Annotated in this window: 22 protein-coding genes; 16 read left to right on the forward strand and 6 right to left on the reverse strand. The window is 70.7% G+C overall.

What is annotated here, in order from left to right:
• The first annotated feature begins 19 nt into the window (after positions 1-19).
• The 7 genes from ACFYPJ_RS33825 (at position 20) to ACFYPJ_RS33855 (ending at position 8,450) form a co-directional block, all read left to right on the forward strand.
• Positions 20-808 (forward strand): enhanced serine sensitivity protein SseB C-terminal domain-containing protein, encoded by a 789-nt coding sequence (locus ACFYPJ_RS33825; protein ID WP_389025407.1) that lies wholly within the window; start codon positions 20-22, stop codon positions 806-808.
• A gap of 369 nt (positions 809-1,177) precedes the next feature.
• Positions 1,178-2,185 carry an ABC transporter permease gene (locus ACFYPJ_RS33830; protein ID WP_389025409.1) on the forward strand — a complete coding sequence of 336 codons (1,008 nt, stop codon included), beginning with the start codon at positions 1,178-1,180 and terminating at the stop codon, positions 2,183-2,185.
• A 70-nt stretch (positions 2,186-2,255) separates the two neighbouring features.
• Positions 2,256-4,046, forward strand: coding sequence for an ABC transporter substrate-binding protein (locus tag ACFYPJ_RS33835; RefSeq protein WP_389025411.1), 1,791 nt, complete (start codon positions 2,256-2,258; stop codon positions 4,044-4,046).
• Between the two features lie 136 nt (positions 4,047-4,182).
• Complete coding sequence (locus tag ACFYPJ_RS33840) at positions 4,183-5,181, forward strand: ABC transporter permease (RefSeq protein WP_389025413.1); 999 nt, start codon at positions 4,183-4,185, stop codon at positions 5,179-5,181.
• Complete coding sequence (locus ACFYPJ_RS33845) at positions 5,178-6,275, forward strand: ABC transporter ATP-binding protein (RefSeq protein ID WP_389025414.1); 1,098 nt, start codon at positions 5,178-5,180, stop codon at positions 6,273-6,275. The genes ACFYPJ_RS33840 and ACFYPJ_RS33845 overlap by 4 nt, the downstream gene beginning before the upstream one ends.
• A 23-nt stretch (positions 6,276-6,298) precedes the next feature.
• The gene (locus ACFYPJ_RS33850; protein WP_389025416.1) at positions 6,299-7,654 is read left to right on the forward strand and encodes an ABC transporter ATP-binding protein; all 1,356 of its coding nucleotides are present in this window, start codon (positions 6,299-6,301) and stop codon (positions 7,652-7,654) included.
• Positions 7,655-7,793: 139 nt separating this feature from the next.
• Positions 7,794-8,450 carry a trimeric intracellular cation channel family protein gene (locus ACFYPJ_RS33855; protein ID WP_389025418.1) on the forward strand — a complete coding sequence of 219 codons (657 nt, stop codon included), beginning with the start codon at positions 7,794-7,796 and terminating at the stop codon, positions 8,448-8,450.
• Here the strand turns inward: ACFYPJ_RS33855 and ACFYPJ_RS33860 are convergent.
• Positions 8,359-9,588, reverse strand: coding sequence for an alpha/beta hydrolase (locus tag ACFYPJ_RS33860; RefSeq protein WP_389025420.1), 1,230 nt, complete (start codon positions 9,586-9,588; stop codon positions 8,359-8,361). The genes ACFYPJ_RS33855 and ACFYPJ_RS33860 overlap by 92 nt on opposite strands.
• Before the next feature lie 256 nt (positions 9,589-9,844).
• On the opposite strand from ACFYPJ_RS33860, the gene ACFYPJ_RS33865 reads away from it, so the two are divergent.
• Positions 9,845-10,708: a thioesterase family protein gene (locus ACFYPJ_RS33865; protein WP_389025422.1), complete on the forward strand. Its 864-nt coding sequence runs from the start codon at positions 9,845-9,847 to the stop codon at positions 10,706-10,708.
• Between the two features lie 128 nt (positions 10,709-10,836).
• Here ACFYPJ_RS33865 and ACFYPJ_RS33870 read toward each other — a convergent pair whose 3' ends face one another.
• On the reverse strand, positions 10,837-11,472 hold the full coding sequence (locus ACFYPJ_RS33870) for a TetR family transcriptional regulator (RefSeq protein ID WP_389025424.1): 636 nt from the start codon (positions 11,470-11,472) through the stop codon (positions 10,837-10,839).
• Between the two features lie 133 nt (positions 11,473-11,605).
• On the opposite strand from ACFYPJ_RS33870, the gene ACFYPJ_RS33875 reads away from it, so the two are divergent.
• The 3 genes from ACFYPJ_RS33875 (at position 11,606) to ACFYPJ_RS33885 (ending at position 13,426) form a co-directional block, all read left to right on the forward strand.
• Complete coding sequence (locus ACFYPJ_RS33875) at positions 11,606-11,773, forward strand: hypothetical protein (protein ID WP_389025426.1); 168 nt, start codon at positions 11,606-11,608, stop codon at positions 11,771-11,773.
• Positions 11,774-11,880: 107 nt separating this feature from the next.
• Positions 11,881-12,147 (forward strand): DUF4190 domain-containing protein, encoded by a 267-nt coding sequence (locus tag ACFYPJ_RS33880; RefSeq protein WP_389025428.1) that lies wholly within the window; start codon positions 11,881-11,883, stop codon positions 12,145-12,147.
• Positions 12,148-12,262: 115 nt separating this feature from the next.
• Positions 12,263-13,426, forward strand: a complete 1,164-nt coding sequence (locus ACFYPJ_RS33885; RefSeq protein WP_389025430.1) for a cysteine desulfurase family protein — start codon at positions 12,263-12,265, stop codon at positions 13,424-13,426.
• 100 nt (positions 13,427-13,526) lie between these two features.
• On the opposite strand, the gene ACFYPJ_RS33890 is transcribed toward ACFYPJ_RS33885, so the two are convergent.
• A complete protein-coding gene (locus ACFYPJ_RS33890) occupies positions 13,527-14,486 on the reverse strand; it encodes an asparaginase (RefSeq protein ID WP_389025432.1) in 960 nt (319 codons plus the stop codon).
• A gap of 178 nt (positions 14,487-14,664) precedes the next feature.
• Positions 14,665-15,351, reverse strand: coding sequence for an N-acetylmuramoyl-L-alanine amidase (locus tag ACFYPJ_RS33895; protein WP_389025433.1), 687 nt, complete (start codon positions 15,349-15,351; stop codon positions 14,665-14,667).
• Positions 15,352-15,411: 60 nt separating this feature from the next.
• On the opposite strand from ACFYPJ_RS33895, the gene mnmA reads away from it, so the two are divergent.
• Positions 15,412-16,542 carry a tRNA 2-thiouridine(34) synthase MnmA gene (gene mnmA / locus ACFYPJ_RS33900; protein WP_389025434.1) on the forward strand — a complete coding sequence of 377 codons (1,131 nt, stop codon included), beginning with the start codon at positions 15,412-15,414 and terminating at the stop codon, positions 16,540-16,542.
• Between the two features lie 62 nt (positions 16,543-16,604).
• Here mnmA and ACFYPJ_RS33905 read toward each other — a convergent pair whose 3' ends face one another.
• Complete coding sequence (locus tag ACFYPJ_RS33905) at positions 16,605-17,381, reverse strand: alpha/beta fold hydrolase (RefSeq protein WP_389025435.1); 777 nt, start codon at positions 17,379-17,381, stop codon at positions 16,605-16,607.
• Positions 17,382-17,434: 53 nt separating this feature from the next.
• A complete protein-coding gene (locus ACFYPJ_RS33910; protein WP_389025436.1) occupies positions 17,435-17,773 on the reverse strand; it encodes a DUF427 domain-containing protein in 339 nt (112 codons plus the stop codon).
• 51 nt (positions 17,774-17,824) lie between these two features.
• Here ACFYPJ_RS33910 and ACFYPJ_RS33915 point away from each other — a divergent pair, with 51 nt between their 5' ends.
• The 4 genes from ACFYPJ_RS33915 (at position 17,825) to ligA (ending at position 22,429) form a co-directional block, all read left to right on the forward strand.
• On the forward strand, positions 17,825-18,364 hold the full coding sequence (locus tag ACFYPJ_RS33915) for a TIGR00730 family Rossman fold protein (RefSeq protein ID WP_389025437.1): 540 nt from the start codon (positions 17,825-17,827) through the stop codon (positions 18,362-18,364).
• A gap of 27 nt (positions 18,365-18,391) precedes the next feature.
• The gene (locus ACFYPJ_RS33920; protein WP_389025438.1) at positions 18,392-19,081 is read left to right on the forward strand and encodes an SDR family oxidoreductase; all 690 of its coding nucleotides are present in this window, start codon (positions 18,392-18,394) and stop codon (positions 19,079-19,081) included.
• 132 nt (positions 19,082-19,213) lie between these two features.
• Positions 19,214-20,221 (forward strand): methionine synthase, encoded by a 1,008-nt coding sequence (locus ACFYPJ_RS33925; protein ID WP_389025439.1) that lies wholly within the window; start codon positions 19,214-19,216, stop codon positions 20,219-20,221.
• 15 nt (positions 20,222-20,236) lie between these two features.
• On the forward strand, positions 20,237-22,429 hold the full coding sequence (gene ligA / locus ACFYPJ_RS33930; RefSeq protein WP_389025440.1) for an NAD-dependent DNA ligase LigA: 2,193 nt from the start codon (positions 20,237-20,239) through the stop codon (positions 22,427-22,429).
• Positions 22,430-22,490: the final 61 nt, after the last annotated feature.

The raw sequence follows: 22,490 nt of genomic DNA on the forward strand, positions 1-22,490 counted from the left end.
AGAAGAGGCGGTAAGTCAGGTGAGCGCGAGCCTCAGCGGCAGCGTCGAACACACGCTGCGCCAGGTCACGCCCGGGCGTTACGACGCCTACGAGGCGCTTCTGCGCGCGCTCGCGACCCCCGGATCCGGCCAGGTCTGGATGCTCCTGTGGCACGGTCAGGCGGGCTCCCCCGACGCCCAGTACGGAACCATGGAGGTCGACGGCTACGGCTACGCCCCGTGCGTGACCTCCGCCCAGGAACTCTCCGCCAGCGGCTGGAACCGCTCGTACGAGGTGGTCGACGGGCTCGACGTGGCCCGCACCCTCTATCCGGACCACTACGGGATCTGGCTCAATCCGCATGCCCCGGGCGGCGGCGTCGGCATCCCCTGGCTCGATCTGCGCCGCATCGCCACGGGCCTGGACCGCCAGCCGGCCGGCCCGCTCCGGCTGTCGGAACCCGGCATCGAGATTCCGCAGTTCTACGCCCTGCTCGCGCAGAACGCCCATCGCACCTCGGTGGTCCGCTCGCTGCGCCGCGCCTGGGTGCAGCCGGCCCTCGGGGCGCCCTACCTGGCCATCGGCCTGGACGTGTACGACACCTCGCCGCCCGCGGTGGACTCGGTGCGGGCGATGATGCAGCAGTCGATGGGTGCGGTGCCGGACGGCCTGCCGGTGTCGACCGTGGCGATGACCGACGAGCACGATCCGGTCGTCATGTGGATGCGGGCCGGCGCCCGCCCCTTCTACGACCGTGAGGCGCACGCCGCCCCTGGGCAGGCCCCGGCGGCCGGGTACGGCTATCCGCCGGTCCAGGGTCGGTACTGACCCCGTTCCGTCGCCGGCGGACGCGACCGGCAGTGAAACCGAGCGGTTACAGACGGTACACACGAGAATAGCTGACGAGATGTCAGCAAGAGATCTTCGCGTGTAGAGCGGGCCATAAAGGCCTCATCTGTCCGTTTAGTAAAACTTCTCCTCGTCCGACCCCCGTTACCCACTGTCCGGATAACGGAAGCTTGCAGACAGCATCACGTTTGCGCATCCTTTCGCCGCCAAGTCTGGCAACAGATCGCCGATGCGTTGAAGACTCCGGCACCAAGGGGCCTGTCGCCCCAGTTGTACGACGGACTGAATCATGCCGCCACCGCGGCAAGTGCGGCCCGGCTGTCGCCGGTTGAGAGGGGTCCCTGCCAGATGACGGCACCATTGCACGAGCCGACCGCGGAAGCGGCCCCCAGTGCGGCCGAGGAAGCGGCGGTTGTCAGCGCTGACGCGAAGGCCGTACAGGGACGCTCCTTGGGGCGGATCGCCTGGGAACGCCTGAAGCGGGACAAGCTCGCCCTGACGGGTGGCATCGTTGTCCTGGCGCTCATCGTGATCGCCCTGCTCGCGCCTGTGATCTCGAATCTCGTCGGGCAGGACCCCGACGTGTACCACGAGAACCTGATCGACCCGCTGTTCGGCACACCCACCGGTTCGCTGGGTGGCATCAGCGGCGACCACCTGCTGGGCGTCGAGCCGGTCAACGGCCGTGACATCTTCGCCCGCATCCTCTACGGCGCCCGGATCTCGCTGCTGGTCGGCTTCCTGTCGGCGGTCGTGGCCGTGGTCCTGGGCACCGTCCTGGGCATCCTGGCGGGCTTCTTCGGCGGCTGGGTCGACTCCGTCATCAGCCGGATCATGGACGGCCTGCTGGCCTTCCCGCAGCTGCTGTTCATCATCGCCCTCGTCTCCGTCATGCCGAGCAACATGCTGGGGCTGACCGGTACGAACGTGCGCGTGTTCGTGATGATCCTGGTCATCGGCTTCTTCGGCTGGCCCTACATCGGACGTGTGGTGCGCGGCCAGACGCTGTCCCTGCGCGAGCGGGAGTACGTCGAGGCCGCCCGATCGCTGGGCGCCGGGCGGCTGTACATCCTCTTCAAGGAACTGCTGCCCAACCTCGTGGCGCCCATCATCGTGTACACGACGATGATGATCCCCACCAACATCCTGACCGAGGCGGCACTGAGCTTCCTGGGCGTGGGCGTCAAGCCGCCCACGGCTTCCTGGGGGCAGATGCTGTCGAGCGCGATCGACTACTACGACTCGGACCCCATGTACATGGTGGTCCCGGGTGTGGCGATCTTCATCACCGTTCTTGCCTTCAACCTCTTCGGCGACGGCGTGCGTGACGCGCTGGACCCGAAGGGCTCCCGCTGACCTGCCGTACCCCCAAGCGACCCGTGGCTCCAACACGGGATCTCTCATCAAATCCGGAGGATCCGAGATCGTGACTACCCAACGCGCCTCAGGGCGGCGCAAGCAGGCCCTGGCCGCGGTTGCCGCGGCCGCCGCGCTGCTGACCACGGCGGCGTGCGGCGGCGGCAGCGGTGACAAAGGCTCGAAGGACGGGGCCGCGGGCTTCGACGCCGCGAACAACAAGGTCGCCCAGGCATCCCTGGCCAAGAAGGGCGGCACGCTGAAGTTCGGCGCCGCCCAGGACGCCGACTCGTGGGACACCACCCGCGGCTACTACGGCTTCATGTGGAACTTCTCCCGCTACTACAGCCGTCAGCTCGTCACGAACTCGCCGGCCGCGGGCAAGGAAGGCGCCAAGCTGACCCCGGACCTCGCCACGGGTCTCGCCAAGATCAGCGCTGACGGCAAGACGTACACGTACACGCTGCGCGACGGCAGCACGTGGGAAGACGGCAAGCCGATCACCTCGAAGGACGTCAAGTACGGCATCGAGCGGGTGTGGGCACAGGACGTGCTCTCCGGCGGTCCGACGTACCTGCAGGAGGTGCTCGACCCCAAGGGTGAGTACAAGGGTCCCTACAAGGACACGTCCGCGGACAAGCTGGGCCTGAAGGCGATAGACACCCCGGACGACAAGACCATCGTCTTCCACCTGCCGAAGGCCAACTCGGACTTCGAGGAGATGCTGGGTCTGACCTCGGCCTCCCCGGTCCGCCAGGACAAGGACACCAAGTCCAAGTACCAACTGCACCCCTTCTCCTCGGGCCCGTACAAGTTCGAGTCCTACAACCCGGGCAAGGACCTCACCCTGGTCCGCAACACCGAGTGGAAGCAGGCGTCGGACCCGGTCCGCAAGGCGTACCCGGACAAGATCACGATGCAGTTCTTCTCCAACGCCAACGACCTCGACCAGCGCCTGATCAGCGGTGACCTGGACCTGGACGCGAACCAGACCGGCATGTCGCCGCAGGGCCGCACCGAGGCCCTGAAGCAGCACAAGGAGAACCTGGACAACCCGGTCTCCGGTTACATCCGCTACGCGGTCTTCCCGCAGAGCGTGAAGCCGTTCGACGACATCCACTGCCGCAAGGCCGTCATCTACGGCGCCGACCACGTGTCGCTGCAGACCGCCCGTGGCGGCCCGGTCGCCGGTGGTGACATCGGCACCAACATGCTGCCCCCGTCGGTGGCCGGTGCCGAGGGCCAGAAGTACGACCCGTACCAGCTGGCCGGTGCGGGCAAGAGCGGCAACGTCGCCAAGGCCAAGGAAGAGCTGAAGGCCTGCGGCAAGCCGAACGGCTTCAAGACCACCATCGCCGTCCGCAACAACAAGCCGGTCGAGGTGGCCACCGCCCAGTCCCTGCAGGCGTCGCTGAAGAAGATCGGCATCACCGTCGAGATCGACCAGTTCGACGGCTCGCAGACCACCGGCATCATCGGCAGCCCCTCGAATGTGCAGAAGAAGGGCTACGGCATCATCATCATGGGCTGGGGCCCGGACTTCCCGTCCGTCCAGGGCTTCGGTCGGCCGCTGTGGGACGGCAGCTACATCCACGAGAGCGGCAACAACAACTACGCCCTGATCGACGACAAGGCCATCAACGGCCTGTTCGACCAGTACACCACCACGCTGGACGACGCGGGCAAGGCCCAGATCTCCACGCAGATCAACCACAAGGTCATGGAAGGCGGGTACTACCTGCCCTTCGTGTTCGAGAAGTTCATCAACTGGCGCTCCAGCAACCTGGCGAACGTCTACACGTCGGACGGCTACAGCGGCATGTACGACTTCGTCAACCTCGGTCTGAAGAACCCGAAGTAAACCGGCACACCCGCCGAACGGCACGAAAGGCAGGTGAAGGCCGGCGACGCGTGATCGCGGGTCACCCGGGACACCTCCCCCGCCCCTGAGGCGGTGGGGGCCCCGGGTGCCCGCGGCCCGCGGCGGGCCGAGAGCTGTGCTCGCTTACCTCATCAGGCGGTTGTTCGCCGCCGTAGTGATGCTAGTGGTCATCATCGTGGTGGTCTTCGGCATCTTCTTCCTCGTCCCCAAGTGGGCGGGCGTCGACATCGCATCGAGTTTCGTGGGCAAGCAGGCCGACCCCGCTGCCGTCGAGGCCGTGCGGGTGAAGCTGGGCCTGAACGACCCGATCTACGCCCAGGTCTGGGAGTTCTTCAAGGGCATCTTCGCAGGCCGTACCTATTCGGCCGGCGGCGACGTCACCCACTGCTCGGCGCCGTGCTTCGGCTACTCCTTCCGCAGCGAGCAGGCCATCTGGCCGGTGCTCACCGACCGCTTCCCGGTGACCCTGGAACTCGCGCTCGGTGCCGCCGTACTGTGGCTGGTCTTCGGTGTCGCGGCGGGAGTGCTCTCCGCGCTCAAGCGGGGCAGCATCTGGGACCGCGGCGCGATGGTCGTCGCGCTGGCGGGCGTCTCGCTGCCCATCTACTTCACCGGCCTGCTCGTCCTGGCGGTCTTCTCCTACGGGCTCGGCTGGATCGACGCGGAGTACGTGCCGCTCTCGGACAGCTTCACCGGCTGGTTCGGCGGCATGATCCTGCCCTGGGTCAGCCTCGCCTTCCTCTACGCGGCGATGTACGCCCGTATCACGCGGGCCACCATGCTGGAGATCCTCGGCGAGGACTACATCCGTACGGCCCGCGCCAAGGGCCTGCGGGAGCAGACCGTCATCGGCAAGCACGCCATGCGCTCCACGATGACGCCCATCATGACCATGCTCGGCATGGACCTCGGAGCCCTCATCGGCGGCGCGATCCTCACCGAGACCACGTTCAACCTGCCCGGCCTCGGCCAGGCCGTGCTGAACGCGATCAAGAACCAGGACCTGCCCATCATTCTGGGCGTCGTCCTGATCACCTCGCTCGCCGTGCTCATTGCCAACCTGGTCGTGGACATCCTCTACGCCGTGATCGACCCCCGAGTGAGGCTCGCATGACCGAACTCAGCAAGACCGGATCGGCCGTGGGCGAGCCCACCAGCGACTCGCCCGCGCCGACCGGCTTCCTGGAAGTACGCGACCTGAAGGTGCACTTCCCGACCGACGACGGCCTGGTCAAGTCGGTCGACGGGCTCAGCTTCAAGCTGGAGAAGGGCAAGACCCTCGGCATCGTGGGCGAGTCGGGCTCCGGCAAGTCGGTGACCTCGCTCGGCATCATGGGCCTGCACACCGCCGGCCAGTACGGCAGGCGCAAGGCCCAGATCTCCGGCGAGATCTGGCTGGACGGCACCGAACTGCTCTCCGCCGACGCCGACCACGTGCGTAAGCTGCGCGGCCGGCAGATGGCGATGATCTTCCAGGATCCGCTGTCCGCTCTGCACCCGTACTACACGATCGGCCAGCAGATCGTGGAGGCGTACCGGATCCACCACAACGTCGACAAGAAGACCGCCAAGCGGCGTGCGGTCGAGATGCTCGACCGGGTGGGCATCCCGCAGCCGGACAAGCGGGTCGACAGCTACCCGCACGAGTTCTCCGGCGGTATGCGCCAGCGCGCGATGATCGCGATGTCGCTGGTCAACAACCCCGAACTGCTGATCGCGGACGAGCCGACCACCGCCCTCGACGTGACCGTCCAGGCGCAGATCCTCGACCTGATCCGCGATCTGCAGAAGGAGTTCGGCTCCGCGGTCATCATCATCACCCACGACCTGGGCGTCGTCGCCGAACTGGCCGACGACATCCTGGTGATGTACGGCGGCCGCTGCGTGGAGCGCGGACCGGCCGAGAAGGTGTTCTACGAACCCCGCCACCCCTACACCTGGGGCCTGCTGGGTTCGATGCCGCGGCTCGACCGCGACCAGCAGGACCGCCTGATCCCGGTCAAGGGCTCCCCGCCCTCCCTGATCAACGTCCCGTCCGGCTGCGCCTTCAACCCGCGCTGCCCGTACGCCGATCTGCCGAAGGACAACGTCACCCGCACGGTCCGCCCCGAACTGACCGAGATCGGCAGCCGCCACTGGGCCGCCTGCCATCTGTCGCAGGAGCAGCGGGAGCGGATCTGGACCGAAGAGATTGCGCCGAAGCTGTGAGTGAGAACGCAGAGGACAACGCAGTGAGCATCCCTGCACAGAGCGACGGCGCCGCGGCGAAGTCCGCGGGGACGGCGACCCTGAACCAGGACGCCGCTCCCGGCGAGGTCCTGCTGAAGGTGACCGGGCTCCAGAAGCACTTCCCGATCCGCAAGGGCCTGCTCCAGCGGCAGGCCGGCGCGGTGCGCGCGGTCGACGGCCTCGACTTCGAGGTGCGGTCCGGGGAGACCCTCGGCGTGGTCGGCGAGTCGGGCTGCGGCAAGTCGACGATGGGCCGGCTGATCACCCGGCTGCTCGAACCGACCGCGGGCAAGGTGGAGTTCGAGGGCAAGGACATCACGCACCTCGGTGTCGGTGGGATGCGCCCGCTGCGCCGCGACGTGCAGATGATCTTCCAGGACCCGTACTCGTCGCTGAACCCGCGGCACACCATCGGCACCATCATCGGCGCTCCCTTCCGGCTCCAGGGCGTCACGCCCGAGGGCGGTATCAAGAAGGAAGTGCAGCGGCTGCTGTCGGTCGTGGGTCTCAACCCCGAGCACTACAACCGCTATCCGCACGAGTTCTCCGGCGGCCAGCGCCAGCGCATCGGCATCGCCCGCGCGCTCGCGCTCAATCCGAAGCTGGTCGTGGCGGACGAGCCGGTGTCGGCCCTCGACGTGTCGATCCAGGCGCAGGTCGTCAACCTCCTCGACGACCTCCAGCAAGAGCTGGGCCTGACGTACGTGATCATCGCGCACGACCTCTCCGTCGTCCGGCACGTCTCGGACCGGATCGCCGTGATGTACCTCGGCAAGATCGTGGAGCTGGCCGACCGCGAGGCGCTGTACAAGGCGCCGATGCACCCGTACACCAAGGCGCTGATGTCGGCGGTCCCGATCCCGGACCCCAGGCGGAAGAACGCCAAGAGCGAGCGCATCCTGCTGAAGGGCGACGTCCCCTCGCCGATCGCGCCGCCGAGCGGCTGCCGGTTCCACACCCGTTGCTGGAAGGCGACGGAGATCTGCCGGACGACCGAGCCGCAGCTCCTGGAGTTGCAGCCCGGCCAGCGGGTGGCCTGCCACCACCCGGAGAACTTCGCCGACCAGGCGCCGCAGGACACGGTCCTGCTGTCCGCCGCGAAGGAAGCCGGGGAACTGGTTCCGGACGCCGTCCTGGAGGAGTCGGCGGAGACGTCGGCCGCGGTGGCGGCGGCGGTCTCGGCCGAGGGTGCGGAGGAAGCTGCCGAGCCGGCTGCCGAAGAGGCGGCTCGGACCGCGGAGCCGGCGGCGGAGTCCGAGGCGGATGCTTCCGCTTCCGAGGACGCGGCGCAGGAGACCGCCGCCGAAGCCTCCGACGAGGGCGAGGCGGGCGGCACGGCGGGGCCGAAGAACTCCTAGCGGAGGCGGCCGACCGAGGCCGTCCACGGCTGCGAACGGGAGAGTGCGCGGGGCGCGCTCTCCCGTTCTGTCTGTGCCGGGACGAGGCAATCGCCTTGCTTTACAAGGTGCGCACCGTTCTCTGGGTGAGAATGGTGGGGTGTTCCAGCAATTCTTCGGCCCTTCCGTCCAGCACGCCATCGATGTCGTCGGCATCTTCGTCTTCGCGATCTCCGGTGCGCTGCTGGCCGTCCGCAAGAACTTCGACGTCTTCGGCATCGCCGTGCTCGCCGAGGTCACCGCGCTCGGCGGCGGCCTGTTCCGTGACGTGATCATCGGAGCCGTGCCGCCGGCCGCCTTCACCGACCTGGGCTACTTCATCACCCCGCTGTTCGCCGCCCTGCTGGTCGTCTTCCTGCACCCCCAGGTGGAGCGCATCCAGGTCGGGGTCAACGTCTTCGACGCGGCGGGCCTCGGCCTGTTCTGCGTGGCGGGCACGACGAAGGCGTACGCCTACGGGCTCGGCCTGACCGCGTCCGCTGCCCTGGGTGTCGCCACCGCGGTCGGCGGCGGTGTGCTGCGCGACGTACTCGCCAACGAGGTTCCCTCCCTGCTGCGCTGGGACCGCGACCTGTACGCGGTCCCGGCGATCGTCGGCGCCGCCCTGGTGGCGCTGTGCCTGCACTACGCCGCGCTGACCCCGCTCACCAGCGCCCTCGCGGCCGTCACCGCCTTCGTCCTACGCCTGCTCGCGATGCGTTTCCACTGGCGAGCGCCGCGTGCGTGGAACCGGCGGTCGACTGTGACGGAGGAGTAGTGCCGCGGCCGGCGCGGCCCTGGCCCGTCTGCAGCGTCAGCCAGCGGAACGCCTCCGGCACCTGCGGCCGCCACAGCGCCATGGTGTGCCCGCCCGCACTGCGCGGCAGATACACCACGTGCACGGTCGTCGGAGCCTTGGCCGCCGCTTCGAGGGCCACGCCCGCCTGATAGCCGTCGCCGGACTCGCCGGAGAGGTAGAGCGCGATCCGCGGCGGTACCGGGGACTTCTTCAGCAGCAGATAGGGGTTGTTCGCGGCGCGCACGGCCGGGCTCTGGGACGCCAGCGAATTGCGTTCACCGATCGGGTCGTTGTAGCCGGAGAGGCTCACCGCGGCCCGGTAGCGGTCGGGGTGGGCCACGGCCAGCTTGACCGCGCAGTGGGCGCCCGCCGAGTACCCGGCGACCGCCCAGCCCGACGGCGCGGGCTCGGCGCGGAAGTTGTCCATGACCATCCTGGGCACGTCGATGCTCAGCCAGCTGTCGGCGTTCACCGTGCCGGGGATGTTCGCACAGCCCGTGTCCACCCCGGCCAGCAGGTTGGTGCGCGGCGCCACCAGGATGAACGGGGCGACCCGGCCGCTCTCCATCAGCGGCAGCAACTGCTCGTGCGCCTTCATCGAGCCGAACCACGCCTTCGCCGAGCCGGGGTAGCCCGGCAGCAGCTCCACCACGGGGAACTTCCGGTTCCGGTAGGCGGGCCGGCCGTACTGGGGCGGGAGCCAGACGTAGACCTCGGCGTTCACCCCGGACACCCGGCCCTTGAGCTGGGTGACGCGCACCCCGCCTGCCGCGTGCATACCGGGTCCGTCGGCCGCCTGGAACCTCTGCTCCACCCGGGGCAGCCGCGCCAGCGCCAGGCCGCCGGTGCCGTCCCGGCCGAGGTCGGCGGCCTGCTGCACATGGCTGCCGGTGCCGAACAGGTCGGCCCAGTTGTCGTACAGGTTGTTGGAGTTGTTGACCAGTACGAAGACCAGGGTCACGGCGGTGCCCTGGGCGAACAGCAGCATCAGCACCCGGGTGACGACGCGCAGGGCCTTGGGCCCCCGCATCCGCGACCACAGGACGAGCGGCAGAATGAGGGCGACGACACTCAGCACGAGGGTCGTGTAGAGGAACGCGGTCCCGGTGAGGCTCATGTCCGGATAGAGGGGGGAGCGGGCCTCCGGGTTTCGGGCGTGTCCGGACACTTACCGAGATATTGCCGGAACCTCACTCGGCGGACGGATCATCGGCTGATCGGACTGAGGGGGCGGGCCGGAGGGCTGGTTGCGTCCGTGGGTGGCGTGGGTGGCGTGGGTGGCGTCGGGCACGGGGCTGGCGGGCTGGGTCGGAGCCGGGTGACCGGGATAACAAAAGCTACCGCTTAGTAGTTTTGTGTTCTATGGTTCGGGTATGCGAGACGTGACCACCGCTTCCGACCGCCGGGCCGTGTCCGACGGCAGCGAGTTCGACCGTGACACGGCCGTCACCCGGCGCCTGCCCGGGGTCTACGACATCGACCTCTCGGCCGGCTGGACGGTCGCCGGCGCGGTCAACGGCGGCTATCTGCTGGCCGTCCTCGGCCGTGCCCTCGGGGACACCCTTCCGCATCCGGACCCCTTCACGATCTCCGCGCACTACCTGACCGCGTCCCAGCCCGGCCCGGCCGTCGTCCGCACCGAGGCCGTGCGCACCGGCCGCACCCTCTCCACCGGCCAGGCATCCCTCTTCCAGCGCGACGAACGCGGCGACGAGGTCGAACGCATCCGTGTCCTCGCCTCCTACGGCGACCTCGACTCGCTCCCGGACGACGTCCGTACGTCCGCGACGCCGCCCCCGCTGCCGCCCATGGACCAGTGCTTCGGCCCCGGGGACCGCCCGGCCGCCGGCCCGGGCGTGGGGTCGGCCATCATGGACCGGCTGGTGCTGAAGCTCGACCCGGCCACCGTCGGCTGGGCGGTGGGTGCGCCCTCCGGGAAGGGGGAGATGCGTTCCTGGTTCGCCCTGGCGGACGGCCGGGACGCCGACCCGCTCTCGCTGCTGCTCGCGGTGGACGCCCTGCCGCCCACCGCCTTCGAACTCGGTCTGTCCGGCTGGGTCCCCACGGTCGAGCTGACCGTGCATGTGCGCCACCGTCCGGCGCCGGGCCCGCTGCGGGTGTCGATCACCACGCGCAATCTGGCGGGCGGCTACCTGGAGGAGGACGCCGAGGTCTGGGACGGTAAGGACCGGCTGGTGGCCCAGTCCCGGCAGCTGGCGCGGGTCAGGCTCGGCTGATCCGGCTCCGGTCGGGTCCGGCCGGGGTTGAGGCGGGCCTCGGCCGAGGGGTGCGCCCCGGCCGAGGGGTCTGCGCCGGCCGAGGCGTGTCCCGGCCCGAAATGTGCGCCGGCCGAGCGCGGGCCTGCTCAGTCCCGCCAGTGCCGGCACCCCAGGCTGATGAGCCGGAGTCGGCGGACCGCGACCTGCGTGACGCGTTCGCGCTCCGCCTCCGACGCGTCCGGCTCCTCCAGGGCCTCCAGGAACAGCGAGGCGGTGGCGATCATCTGGTCGACGTACAGATGGGCCAGCATCAGCAGGTCGTCGTCGCCCCAGCCCGTGTTCTCCGGGTCCTTGGCCAGTTCGGTCCGCACCTCCGCGGCGAACCGGGCCAACTGGTCCCGGATGGCCGTGCGCACCGGCTGCACGCCGCCGTGCCGCTCGCGGGCGATGAAGCGGATGTGTGCGGGGTGCGCCCGTACATGGTGCTCGATCAACTGCACGGCGCGCGCGATGCGTTCGTCGCTGCCGCCGGCCGCGGACACCGTCGGGCCCACCATCGGGTGCAGGCTGCCGAGTGCCTCGTCGACCAGCGCCACACCCAGGTCCGCGGTCGAGTGGAAGTGCCGGTAGAAGGCGGTCGGGGCGACGCCGACGGCCCGGGTGACCTCGCGCAGGCCCAGGCTGCTCAGGCTCTGCTCCTCCAGCAGCTCCAGCGCCGCGTCCAGGAACGCCTGCCGGGTCTTCTGCTTCTGGGCCTGGCGCACGCCGACGGTGTGACTCATGTCATCCAGTCAACAGATGTTCTCCGGAATTGGAAAGCGGGTCGAGGGCTAGACTCATGTTCAGTGAACAAGTGTTACTACAACCGTTCACCGATGTGGTCGTACGCACGTTTTCCGGAGGGGAACGCATCCCATGCTGTTCATCGTCGCCGCACTCCTGCTGCTGGGCGTCGTGATAGGCACCGTCGCCCATGCGTCGCTGCACCTCACCGCCGCCGCGGCCGTCGTCGTCGCCGTCTGGCTCGGTGTCTTCGCGCTCCGCGAGTGCCACGCCCGCCGTCACGGACGCTCGGCCGGCTGACCCCGGCGCGCGGCGCACGGCGCCGCGCTCCCCGACCGGCACCTTCACCCCTGCCCGCCGCCGATGCCGCAGCGCACCGCCGACACCCACCTCGGGAGCTGACCACCATGGACCTCACCGCACCGGCCATCCGCCGCCCCGGTACGCGCGACGCCGACGGCATGGCCGTCGCGTCCTTCATCCTGGGCCTGCTCGGCCTTCTCGTCCTCAACCTCGTCCTCGGCCCCATGGCCATCGTGCTGGCCGGCGTCGCCCTGTGGCGCGGCACCGCCCGCCGGGGCCGCGCCGTGCTCGGTCTCACACTGGGCATCGCCGACCTGCTGGTCCTGCTCGCGTTCGTGCAGGCGGACAGCACGGTGTCCTGGAACTTCTGAGGCCCTGTGACTTCGGCGGTCCGCGCCGGCGTCACCGCGGTCCCCGAGCCGTCGGCCGAATGGCACCCGCACCCCCTGAGCCCGCCCGGAGAGGCCCCGTAGAATCGGCCTCACCATGGCTTACCTCGACCACGCCGCGACCACTCCGATGCTGCCGCAGGCGGCGGAGGCACTCGCCGCCCACCTGAGCGTCACCGGCAACGCCTCCTCGCTGCACGCCTCCGGCCGCAAGGCCCGCCGTACGGTCGAGGAGTCCCGCGAAGCCCTCGCGGACGCGCTGGGTGCCCGTCCGAGCGAAGTCGTCTTCACCTCCGGCGGCACCGAGGCCGACAACCTCGCCGTCAAGGGCCTGTACTGGGCGCGCAGGGCCGCCGACCCGGGCCGTACCCGCGTGCTGTCCAGCCCCGTCGAGCACCACGCGGTCCTCGACGCCGTCCACTGGCTCGGCGAACACGAGGGCGCCACCATCGAGTACCTCCCCGTCGACCGGTACGGCCGGGTCCATCCGCAGGCCCTGCGCGAGGCCATCGCCCGCAACCCCGACGACGTCGCCGTGGCCACGGTCATGTGGGCCAACAACGAGATCGGCACCGTCCTGCCGGTCCGTGAACTGGCCGAAGTGGCAGGGGAGTTCGGTGTCCCGCTGCATTCCGACGCGGTGCAGGCGTTCGGTCAGGTTCCGCTCGACTTCGCCGCCTCCGGGCTCGCCGCGATGACCGTGTCCGGTCACAAGATCGGCGGCCCGTACGGCGTCGGGGCGCTGCTCCTCGGCCGGGAATACACCCCCGTACCCGTCCTGCACGGCGGCGGCCAGGAACGGCATGTCCGGTCCGGCACCCTGGACGTCCCGGTCATCGTCTCCTTCGCGGTCGCCGCGCGGCACGCGCACGATCAGCGCGAGTGGTTCGCCCGTGAGATCGGCGCCCTGCGCGACGAACTCGTCGCGGCCGTCCGCTCGGCGGTGCCGGACGCGATCCTCGGCGGCGACCCCGTGGACCGGCTGCCGGCCAACGCGCACTTCACCTTCCCCGGCTGCGAGGGCGACTCCCTGCTGCTCCTGCTGGACGCCCAGGGCATCGAGTGCTCCACCGGCTCCGCCTGCACCGCGGGCGTAGCCCAGCCCAGCCATGTGGTGCTCGCCACCGGCACCGACCCGGACCTGGCCCGCGGCACCCTGCGCTTCTCCCTGGGCCACACCTCGACCCAGGCCGACGTGGACGCGGTCGCCAAGGCCATCGGCCCGGCGGTGGAGCGCGCCCGCGCCGCCGGTCTGGTCTAGCCGTCGCCGACAGAGACACCGCGCGTGCGACCCGGGTGGCTTCGGCGGCACCGGCGTGACCGTTCGCCGGGCCGCCGCGGCGAGCCCGGCCGCCCCGGACCTACGCGTGCAGGATCTGCGCGGGGCGCACCGCGCCGACCGGTCTGCCGTGTCCGAGGACGGGTGCGGTGGCCAGTTCGGTGAGGGTCTCGTCGGCGTCCGTCAGGACCCCGAGGCGGCGCAGTGCGGCGACCATGACGACGGGCCGGGCCCGGGCGGAACCGTCGGCGATCTTCAGGGCGACGGACGAACCGTCGGGCAGCGCCAGCGCATAGACCCCCTCCGCGCCGTCCTTGGCTACCGATCCGGGAAGCGCGCGCAGGAGCCGGGTCACGTCCCGGCCGGTTCCGCCCACGTACTCGGCGTGCTCGTGCATCGCCCGGGCGACCCGCCGCTCCGCAGAACCGGCCTCACCCGTCGCCAGTTTGGCGAAGGCCCGCGCCAAGCCCTGGTAGCCGAGGGCGAACAGCGGTGCACCGCATCCGTCCACCCCGGTCGCCGCGATCTTCTCCCCGGCCAGGTCCTCGACGGTCTCGCGCAGGGTGCGTTGCAGCGGGTGGCGGGGATCCAGGTACGTCGCCGGGTCCCAGCCGTTGGCCACGCAGGTGGCGAGCATCGCGGCGTGCTTGCCGGAGCAGTTCATCGTCAGTGGGGTGGGCACGCCGCCGTCCGCGAGGTGCGCGCGCAGCGCGGCTTCGCCGATGGGCAGCCCGGCCGTGCACTGGAGGGCACCGGCGTCCAGCCCGGCGCCACGGAGGATCCTTCGTACGCCGTCGAGGTGGAAGGCTTCGCCGGAGTGGCTGGCGCAGGCCAGCGCGAGCAGTTCGCCGTCCAGGCCGAGGCCCGCGCGCAGCATGCCGAGCGCCTGGAGCGGCTTGTTGGCCGATCTGGGGAACATCGGGCGGTCCGGCTCACCGACACTCAGCACGGTCTGCCCCCGAGGGCCCGCCGCGTGGACCGTCCCGTGGTGCACCGACTCCAGGAAGCCGCCGCGCCAGACCTCCGCCACCACTGCGTGCACAGCGCGCTCCTTTCTGCCCGGCCGTCTCGGCGCCAGGCCGTGTCTCTGCCCGGTCGTGCCGCTCACCGGCCGTCTCAGCCGTGTCCCGGTACGGACTTCTCTGCCGGATCCCTGTCCGGTCGCCGCCCGGGCGAGTGTCCTCGGCGCCGGTCTCACGCGGTCGGGGGCGACACCGGTCTCACCTGCTCGGGGTCGGCGAAGGCGTCTTCTTCCGGGCGGCCGACGCCTCGCGCACCAGCTTCATGTACCGCCCCCAGTCCCAGTACCGCCCCGGATCCGTGTGGTCCGTGCCGGGCACCTCCGAGTGCCCGATCACATGCGTCCGGTCGACGGGTATCCCGTACCGCCCGCATATCGCCGCCGTCAGCCGCGCGGAAGCCGCGTACATCTCCTCCGTGAAGGAGGAGGGGTCGTCCACGAACCCCTCGTGCTCTATGCCGACGCTGCGCTCGTTGTACTTCCGGTTGCCCGCGTGGAACGCCACGTCCAGCTCGCGCACCAACTGGGTCACCTGACCGTCCTGGCGCACGATGTAGTGCGACGTCGCCCCGTGCCCCGGGTCCTGGAAGGCATGCACCGCGCTGCCGTAGCCGCCCTGCGTGACATGGATCACCACCCGGTCGATCCGGTAGTCGGCGGGCCGGTCGGCATGCCGGAAGTTCGCCGTGGACGCGGCCGCCCACTGCGCGCCCCGGAAGTCCACCACGCCCGCCGCCCGCGGCCGGTCCACCCCCGGCAGCCGCCACCACAGCCGGGTCAACTCGTCGCGGGCCAGCGCCGCCGTGCCCACCGCCGCCACCGCGCCGCCGATCAGCAGAGCACGCCTGCCGAGGCGCCGGTCGCTGTCGTTCTTCTGTACCCCCATGTGATCGTCAACGGATACTCGCGGGCCGCGGTTCCCGCCTCCCCGTACTCTGGAGGAGCTATGACTGACACCCCGCAGCGTTCCCGTCCCCTCCGCGTCCTCGCCGCCATGTCCGGCGGCGTCGACTCCGCCGTCGCCGCGGCCCGCGCGGCCGAGGCGGGTCACGACGTGACCGGCGTCCACCTCGCGCTCTCCGCGAACCCGCAGTCGTTCCGCACCGGCGCGCGCGGCTGCTGCACCATCGAGGACTCGCGCGACGCCCGCCGCGCCGCCGACGTCATCGGCATCCCGTTCTACGTCTGGGACCTCGCCGACCGCTTCCGGGAGGACGTGGTCGAGGACTTCGTCGCCGAGTACGAGGCCGGCCGCACCCCCAACCCGTGCCTGCGCTGCAACGAGAAGATCAAGTTCGCCGCGCTCCTGGACAAGGCGCTGGCACTGGGCTTCGACGCGGTCTGCACCGGCCACTACGCGAAGGTCGTGACGCACGCGGACGGCAGCCGGGAACTGCACCGCGCCTCCGACCTCGCCAAGGACCAGTCGTACGTGCTCGGCGTGCTGGACGACCGGCAGCTGGCGCACGCGCTGTTCCCGCTGGGCGACACGGTGACCACCAAGGACGAGATCCGCGCCGAGGCCGAGCGCCGCGGCCTGGCCGTCGCCCGCAAGCCCGACTCGCACGACATCTGCTTCATCGCCGACGGCGACACCCAGGGCTTTCTCGCCGCCCGTCTCGGCCGCGCCGAGGGCGACATCGTCGACGAGTCGGGCACCAAGGTGGGCACGCACGAGGGCGCGTACGGCTTCACCATCGGCCAGCGCAAGGGGCTGCGCATCGGCACCCCGGCTCAGGACGGCAAGCCCCGCTACGTCCTCGACATCTCCCCGGTGACCAACACCGTGACGGTCGGCCCGGCCGCCGCCCTGGACGTGACCGCGCTGACCGCGGTCAAGCCCCGCTGGTGCGGCACGGCCCCGGCCGGTCCCGGCACCTACTCGGCCCAGCTGCGCGCGCACGGGGACGAGACCGAGGTGACCGCGGAACTGGTGGCCGGCGAACTGCGGGTGACCTTCAGGGAGCCGGTCCGCGGGATCGCCCCCGGCCAGGCGGTGGTGCTGTACGACGGCACACGCGTGGTGGGCTCGGCGACGATCGCGACGACCACGCGCGCGAGGCCCGCGACGGTGTAGCCGATCACGGCGCGCACTACAGGGCCACCACTACAGGGCAACCACTGCAGGGCTGGCAACCACTACAGCGTGAAGAACTCGGCCAGTACGGGCGCCAGCACGTCCGGGTCCACCCGGTGGGTCTGGTCCTCCAGGGTGAGACAGGTCCCCTTGGGGGCCGCGTCCGCGACCTCCGCGACCGCCGTCAGCAGCCAGCCGGGGCTCGCCCCGCCCGCCACCGCCAGCACCGGCACGCCGATCGACGAGATCCGCTCCCGCGGCAGCAGACCGTCGCCCATCACGGTGTCGTCGTACGCCAGGGTCGGCGCGATGGCCTCCATGTCGGCCCACATCGGGGACTGCCGGGCGCCCTGGATCATCTGCTCGGCCAGCCCGGTCAGCCGCAGGAACAGCTCGACCGCGTCCCCGCGCCGGCCCTCGGCGAGGGCCTCGGTGAGCCGCTCGGTGTACTCGGTGCGCTCCTTCTTCCCGCCGGGCGCGGCGAACGGCGGTTCGTACACCGCCACCTGACGGACCGGCAGCCCGCACGCCGCGGCCTCCAGGGCCAGCGCACCGCCCGACGAGACGCCGTAGAGCGCCGCCTCGCCGCCCACCGCCTCGATCAGGGCCGCCAGGTCCTCGATCTCGCGGGCGACGGCGTACGGCGCCCTGTCGCCGCTCGCGCCCCGGCCCCGGCGGTCGTACGGGACGACGGTGAAGCGGTCCGCCAGCCGGGCGGCCAGCGGCGCCACCGTCGCACCCGTCGACATCGCGCCGCTCACGAGGACGACCGCGGGACCCCGTCCGGAGTGCTGGTACGCGATGGCCGTGCCGTCAGGCGAAATGATCTGCTTGTCCATGCCAGTGCAGACTGCCACCCGGCAGGCGCGTCACCGGTCACGACACTTCGGCGTCACGCCGTTTCGGCGGGCGACACCTCCGCCTCGTAGAAGCACAGGTGGTCCTTGATCCGAACCACGTCGTCCTTGGGCTGCGGATAGCTCCAGACGAGGTCCGGCGCGTCCGGCAGCGACCAGTAGGACGCCGTGCCCTTGAAGGGGCAGTAGCTGTGGCTGTCGGAGGGGGTGAGGAGGTCGAGGCGCACGTCCTCGGGCGGGATGTAGTACCGCACGGGACAACCGGTCTCGCGCAGCACCAGGGGGCGGTCCGTCTCGGCGAGCACCTGGTCCCCGTGCACCACGCGCACGTGCTGCTCGCCCTGTTCGATGGTGATGGTGTGTCCTTCGGTCATATCCGGACAGCGCGCGCGGGCGCCGGGTTCTTCCCGCATACGGTGGAGCCCATGAACATCTGCGTCTTCCTCTCCGCCGCCGACCTCGACGACCGCTACACGCGCCCCGCGCGCGACTTCGCGAGGCTGCTCGGCAAGGGCGGTCACACACTGGTGTGGGGCGGCTCCGACGTCGGTCTGATGAAGGTGGTCGCGGACGGCGTGCAGGAGGCGGGCGGCAGGCTGCTCGGCGTCTCCGTGGAGTTCCTGGCGGCGAAGGCGCGGCCCGGCGCGGACGAGATGGTGACCGCCAAGGACCTCGGCGAGCGCAAGCGGCTGCTGCTGGAGAAGGCCGACGCGGTGGTGATCATGGTGGGCGGCACCGGGACGCTCGACGAGGCCACCGAGATCCTGGAGCTGAAGAAGCACGGGCACACCGACAAGCCGGTCGTGCTGCTCAACACGGCGGGTTTCTACGACGGCCTGAAGGAACAGTTCCGCCGGATGGAGGCCGAGGGTTTCCTGCCCCGTCCGCTGAGTGACCTGGTGTTCTTCGCCGAGGAGCCGGTCGGGGCGCTGGCCTACCTGGAGGAGAGCCGGGGCACGGCATGACGCGTCGCTGATGCGACCATGGCCCGCATGTCTACTCATGTGATCACCGGGGCCGGCTCCGGCATCGGCGCGGCCGTGACGCGCCGCCTCCACGCGCGCGGGGACGATCTCGTCCTGCACGCGCGCGACGCGGGCCGTGCCAAGGACCTCGCGGCGCGGTTCCCCGGGGCGCGCACGCTGGTCGGTGACCTCGCCGAGCCGGAAAAGCTGTCCTGGGCCTTCTCGCACCAGACGCTCCCGGACCGGGTGGACACGCTGCTGCACGTCGCCGGTGTGGTCGACCTCGGCCGGGTGGACGAGCTGACCCCCAAGTCCTGGCGGCACCAGCTCGGCGTGAACCTGGTCGCGCCCGCCGAGCTGACCCGGCACTTCCTGCCCCAGCTGCGCGCGGCACGCGGTCACGTGGTGTTCGTCAACTCCGGGGCGGGTCTGAGCGCCCACGCAGGCTGGTCCGCGTACGCCGCCTCCAAGCACGGCCTGAAGGCGCTCGCCGACTCCCTGCGCGAGGAGGAGCACGGCAACGGCGTCCGGGTCACCTCCGTCTACCCCGGCCGCACCAGCAGCCCCATGCAGGCCAAGGTCCACCAGCAGGAGGGCAAGGAGTACGACCCGGCCCGGTGGATCGACCCCGAGTCGGTCGCCACGGCGGTCCTGATGGCCCTGGACCTGCCCCGGGACGCGGAGGTCAACGACCTGACGGTGCGGCCGGGCCTGTGACGGTGCGGTGACCGGCGGGAGGGATCCCGCCGCCCCTGCCCGCCCGTTCCTGGGCCGGGCGGTGCGCGGGCGGAGGGGGCCGCGGCCAGGGGGCGCAAGCCCCCGGTGTCCCGTACCGCATACGCTTCCGGCGTGAGCGAGAACAGCGAGTTGAGGTTCCCGGGCGCCACCGGCGTCGGGTCCATGCCCGGTGCGGACGCGCGGGAGGCGGCCAAGACGGTCACCGGAAGTTTCGAGGACTTCCCGTATCTGCCCGAGCTGCCCGCCCGCGGGCCCGGTGCCGACATGATCGGGCGGACCGCGGGCCTGCTCGTCGAGCTGTACGCGCGCGTGGAGCCCAGCGGCTGGCGGATCGGCGACCGGCCGGGCCGGGACACCAAGCGGGCGCGGTCCTGGCTGGGGGAGGACCTCGACGCGCTGGAGGAGCTGACCCAGGGCTACGAGGGCGACCTCAAGGTGCAGGCCGTCGGGCCGTGGACGCTGGCCGCCGCCCTGGAGCTGAGGAACGGCGAGGCCGCCCTCTCCGACCCCGGCGCCTGCCGCGACCTCGCCGCCTCGCTCGCCGAAGGACTGCGTCTGCATCTCGCCGCGGTGCGCCGCCGGGTGCCCGGCGCCCGGCTCGTCCTCCAGCTCGACGAGCCGTCCCTCACCTCCGTACTGCGCGGACAGGTCCGCACGGCCAGCGGCTACCGCACCCACCGCGCCGTGGACCGGCAGATCGTGGAGGCCACCCTGCGGGACATCGTCGCCGTGCACGGCGGCGGACCCGTCGTGGTCCACTCCTGCGCGCCGGACGTGCCCTTCGCGCTGCTGCGCCGCGCGGGCGCCGCCGCGGTCTCCTTTGACTTCTCGCTGCTCACCGAGCGTGATGACGAGGTGATCGGTGAGGCCGTGGAGGGCGGCACGCGGCTGTTCGCCGGTGTCGTGCCGTCCGCGGACGGCCCGTTGTCAGACCCTGCCGGTAGCGTCATGGGTGTCAGGACGTTGTGGCGCAGGCTGGGGCTGCGACCGGGGCTGCTGGCGGATGCGGTCACGGTCACCCCGACGTGCGGTCTCGCGGGCGCGTCACCCGCGTACGCCCGCGCGGCGCTCGCCCACTGCGTCCGGGCGGCGAGATCCCTCGCGGACAACCCAGAGTAACGGGAGGACAACACGGTGGCCGGCGACAAGCAAGCGGAGACGACAGTGCCCGCCGAGGCACGCGACCAGCACGCGCGCCTCGCTGAGCAGATCGAGGAGCACCGCTTCCGGTACTACGTGAAGGATGCCCCCGTCGTCAGCGACGCGGAGTTCGACCGGCTCCTGCATTCCCTTCAGGCGCTGGAGGAGGAGTATCCGGAACTGCGCACACCCGACTCGCCGACCCAGAAGGTCTCGGGGTCGTACGCGACGGAGTTCACCGCGGTCGAGCACCGCGAGCGCATGCTCTCCCTCGACAACACCTTCAACGACGAGGAACTCACCGCCTGGGCCGACCGCATCCACCGTGAACTCGGCGACCAGGACTACCACTTCCTGTGCGAACTGAAGGTCGACGGACTCGCGGTCAACCTCACCTACGAGCGCGGCCGGCTCACCCGCGCGGCGACCCGCGGCGACGGCCGCACCGGCGAGGACATCACGCCCAACGTCCGTACGATCGCCGAGATCCCCGACCGGCTGCACGGCGACCGGGTACCCGACCTCGTGGAGATCCGCGGCGAGGTCTTCTTCCCGATGGAGAAGTTCCTGGAACTCAACGAACGCCTGGTCGCGGCCGGCGACAAGCCGTTCGCCAACCCGCGCAACGCGGCCGCCGGTTCACTGCGCCAGAAGGACCCGCGCGTCACCGCGAGCCGCCCCCTGCACATGGTCGTCCACGGCATCGGCGCCCTGGAGGGCTATTCGGGCTTCAACCGCCTCTCCCACGCCTACGACCTGCTGGGGGGCTGGGGCCTGCCCACGTCCCCGCACAACCGGGTGGTCGACGACCTCGACGGGGTGAAGGAGTTCATCGCCTACTTCGGCGAGAACCGCCACTCCGTGGCGCACGAGATCGACGGCGTGGTCGTCAAGCTCGACGAGATCCGCCTCCAGGGGCGCCTCGGCTCCACCGCCCGCGCCCCGCGCTGGGCGATCGCGTACAAGTACGCGCCGGAGGAGGTCAACACCAAGCTCGTCGACATCAAGGTGGGCGTCGGACGCACCGGCCGGGTCACGCCTTACGCCCAGGTCGAGCCGGTCAAGGTCGCGGGCTCCGAGGTCGAGTTCGCCACCCTGCACAACCAGGACGTGGTCAAGGCCAAGGGCGTCCTCATCGGCGACACGGTGGTGCTCCGCAAGGCCGGTGACGTCATCCCGGAGATCCTCGGCCCGGTCGTCGACCTGCGCGACGGCAGCGAGCGGGAGTTCGTGATGCCCGCCGAGTGCCCGGAGTGCGGCACGCCGCTGCGCCCCATGAAAGAGGGCGACATCGACCTCCGCTGCCCCAACGCGCGCGCGTGCCCGGCCCAGTTGCGGGAGCGCGTCTCCTATCTCGCCGGCCGGGAATGCCTGGACATCGAGCACTTCGGCGCAGTGGCCGCGGCGGCGCTCACCCACCCGCTGGAGCCCGCCGAGCCGCCACTGAAGGACGAGGGCGACCTGTTCGACCTCACGGTGGACAAGCTGCTGCCCATCACGGCGTACGTCCTCGACCCGGACAGCGGACTGCCCAAGCGGGACCCCAGGACCGGCCAGGAGAAGGTCGTCACGGTCTTCGCCAACCAGAAGGGCGAGCCGAAGAAGAACACCCTCGCGCTGCTGGAGAACATCGAGGCGGCCAAGGCCCGCCCACTCGCCCGCTTCCTGAACGGGCTCTCCATCCGGCACGTCGGACCGGTCGCCGCCCAGGCGCTGGCCCGCGAGTTCCGTTCCGTCGACCGCATCGAGCAGGCGTCCGAGGTGGAACTGGCGAACACCGAGGGCGTCGGCCCGATCATCGCCGCCGCGGTCAAGGAATGGTTCACCGAGGACTGGCACCGCGAGATCGTCCGCAAGTGGAAGGCGGCCGGAGTCCCGCTGGAGGACGAGGCGTCGGGCGAGGAGGAGGGCCCGCGCCCGCTGGAGGGCCTCACCGTCGTTGTGACCGGCACCCTGGAGAACTTCACCCGGGACGGCGCCAAGGACGCCCTGCAGAGCCGCGGGGCCAAGGTGACCGGATCGGTGTCGAAGAAGACCGCGTTCGTCGTCGTGGGTGACAACCCGGGTTCGAAGTACGACAAGGCCATGCAGCTGAAGGTGCCGGTCCTGAACGAGGACGGTTTCGGCGTCCTGTTGGAACAGGGGCCCGAGGCCGCGGCCGAAGTCGCCCTTCCGACCGGCGAGTAGCGGTTGAAGGCCACCCGATCGGCGCATATCAGATGCATACGGGTGGCCTGGGCGCATTCGG

This window comes from Streptomyces sp. NPDC006012 (genome assembly GCF_042871185.1).
GTDB lineage: Bacteria > Actinomycetota > Actinomycetes > Streptomycetales > Streptomycetaceae > Streptomyces.